3 protein-coding genes are annotated in these 2,573 nt (G+C 71.0%); all 3 read right to left on the bottom strand.

Annotated elements, in window-relative coordinates; translation table 11 throughout:
• Positions 1-162: 162 nt before the first annotated feature.
• A complete protein-coding gene (locus CON77_RS14830) occupies positions 163-1,320 on the bottom strand; it encodes a response regulator (RefSeq protein WP_101050376.1) in 1,158 nt (385 codons plus the stop codon).
• Positions 1,321-1,335: 15 nt separating this feature from the next.
• Complete coding sequence (locus CON77_RS14825; protein ID WP_157826995.1) at positions 1,336-2,250, bottom strand: GAF domain-containing protein; 915 nt, start codon at positions 2,248-2,250, stop codon at positions 1,336-1,338.
• A partial coding sequence (locus tag CON77_RS14820; protein ID WP_157826994.1) for a hypothetical protein occupies positions 2,247-2,573 on the bottom strand: 327 nt, incomplete at its 5' end. The genes CON77_RS14820 and CON77_RS14825, both read right to left, overlap by 4 nt.

The raw sequence follows: 2,573 nt of genomic DNA, 5'->3' as shown, positions 1-2,573 counted from the left end.
CTGGGCCTGCCCGCCCATGTGCTGCGCCACCACCCAGGTGGTGTGGCCATTGGGCCGCAGCCGGGGCAACAGATCGAGCAGGGCGTCGAGCCCACCGGCCGAGGCGACCAGGCCCACCACGTGGGTGGGCACCGCGGACCGCTCAGGGGCGTGCATCGGGCCTCACTCGTCGCCCAGGAAGGTGTTGAGGTGGGCGCGCTTCTTGCCCAGGTCTTCGTCGGAATCGAGGTAGCGGTGGGCGATGTCGCGGAACTGGTCCTGGATCGCCACAAAGGCATCGACCATGTCCGGGTCGAAGTGCGTGCCGCGACCGGCCTGGATGATGCGCACCGCCTCCGCGTCCTGCAAGGGCTCCTTGTAAACCCGGCGCGAGATCAGGGCGTCGTACACGTCGGCCAGAGCCATGAGGCGGGCCGACAGCGGGATGGCCTCGCCCCGCAGCCCCTCGGGGTAGCCGCTGCCGTCCCATTTTTCCTGGTGGCTGTAGGCGATCTCCTTGGCCATGCGGAAAAAATCGACCTTCTTGCCCAGTTGCGCCTCGGCCTCGCTCAAGGCATCGCGCCCCAGGGTGGTGTGGGACTTCATGATTTCGAACTCGGCCGGCGTGAGCTTGCCGCGCTTGAGCAGGATGCGGTCCGGGATGCCGACCTTGCCGATGTCGTGCAGCGGCGCGAGCTTGAACAGCATGTCGATGCTGCGGTCGTCCAGCACGGCGGCAAAGCGCGGGTGGTGGCGCAGTTGTTCGGCCAGCACCCGGACGTAGTGCTGGGTGCGGCGGATGTGGTTGCCGGTGTCGGAGTCGCGGGTTTCGGCCAGCGAGGCCAGGGCGGTGATGGTCACGTCCTGGATCGCGGTGACCTCGGCGGTGCGCCTGGCCACCTCCTGCTCCAGGTAGTCGGCCTTGCTGCGCAGGAAATCGGCGCTGGCTTTGAGGGCCAGGTGGTTTTTCACCCGGGCCATGACGATGGGCGGGCTGATGGGTTTGGTGATGTAGTCGACCGCGCCCAGCTCCAGCCCCATTTTTTCGTCGTCCACCCCGGTCTTGGCGGTGAGGAAGACGACCGGGATGTGGCGCGTGGCCGGGTCGGCCTTGAGCCGGCGGCAGACTTCATAGCCGTCCATTTCGGGCATCATGATGTCGAGCAGGATCAGGTCGGGCCGGGGCTCGGCCTGGGCGATGCGCAGGGCCTTGTCGCCGCTGGTGGCGACCTTGACCTTGTACTCGTCCTTGAGCAGGCTGGTGATCAGCGTCAGGTTGGCGGGGGTGTCGTCCACCGCGAGGACGGTGGCACGGTCGAGGAATTCGGTGGGAGCGTTCATCCAGGCGGTCTCGTTTCAGGCGTGGGGGTCGGGCGCAGGCAGGCGCAGCAGGGCACAGACGCCGGGCGGCTGCCCCTCCCGCGCCGGCACGGGGGCCAGGGTGGCGTCGAGCGCCAGGGCCGGACCAGAGCGCGGCCAACCGGTCAGCGGCAGGCGCACGGAGGCCGACACGGCCAGCGGGGTGTCGGGCAGCAGCTCGCGCACGGCCTGGCCCAGCACCCCGTCGGCGTTGACGCCGAACAGCTGCAAGGCAGCGGGGTTGGCCAGGCGCACGACGCCGGTGTCGTCGAACACCAGCAGCGCCTCCGGCAGGGTGTCGAGCAGGGCGGCGTGCCAAGCCAGCGGCACGGCTCCGTGCACCAGCTGGGGCAAGGCGTCCAGGCGGGCACCGAGCACCGGCATCAGGGCCTCCAGCGCCGCCTGCTCACGGGCCAGCCCGCGGTCGAGGGAGGCCAGCTCCACCACCCCGAGCAGCTGGCCCTGGCGTTCGATCGGCAACAGCAGCAAGGCACGGGCGGGGGCCTGACCGGTGCCGGAGGCGACGCGCCAGTACCCGGCCGGCACCGGGTCGAGACACAGGGTGCGGCGGTCCTGGGCACACTGCCCCAGCAGGCCTTCGCCCAGGGCCACGGAGTCGGGGGCGTCGGCGGTGCCGTAGCCGCCCAACAGGCGCAACACCGGCTCGGCGCCGGTGGCCGCGGGCGCCAGGCCATAGAGGGTGGCCTGCTGCAGCGGCACCCAGGCCTGCAATTGCAGGAACAAGGCCTGCGCCAAGGCCGATGGCTCGCGCGCGTCTTGCAGGGCCAGGGCCAATTCGGCCGGCCAGTGTGCACGCGACGGCGTCGCCAAGCCCGGCCCCGGGGCAGCCCCAGCGGTGGGCGGCGGGGAAGAACGGCCAGAGCAGCAGGCCCGGATCCAACGCAAGATCATGCGGCCCACTCCAGTCCGCGCGCTTGCGCGGCTTGATGCAACAGGTTCAGGGCGGCGTCGAACTCGAACCCGCGGATCGCCGCCTCCAGCGGCCGGGCCTGTTCGGCATAGGCGCTGCGGAACAGCTCGGCATGGCGTTCCCAGCAGTCTTCGGCGGCGGCATCGTCGTCGGCCAGCAAGGCGCGCAATGCACCGGTGGCAGCCCGCAGCTGGGCCGTGTCCACCGGCGCTGCACTGGCGACGCTGACCGCGCCGGCCTCGGGCGGCAAGGCCGCGGCCAAGGCCTGCAGCAACGGGGCCAGCACCTGCGCCAACCGCTCCAG

This window comes from Macromonas nakdongensis, from assembly GCF_002837145.1.
In the GTDB taxonomy this organism is placed as follows: Bacteria; Pseudomonadota; Gammaproteobacteria; order Burkholderiales; family Burkholderiaceae_C; genus Macromonas_B; species Macromonas_B nakdongensis.
Note: the sequence above shows the minus strand (reverse complement) of the source record. Positions and strands in the feature narration are given on the sequence as shown.

Coding starts and splice junctions, on each gene's coding strand:
- CON77_RS14830 (WP_101050376.1), bottom strand. CDS start 1,320: ATGAACGCTCCCACCGAATTCCTCGACCGTGCCACCGTCCTCGCGGTG.
- CON77_RS14825 (WP_157826995.1), bottom strand. CDS start 2,250: ATGATCTTGCGTTGGATCCGGGCCTGCTGCTCTGGCCGTTCTTCCCCG.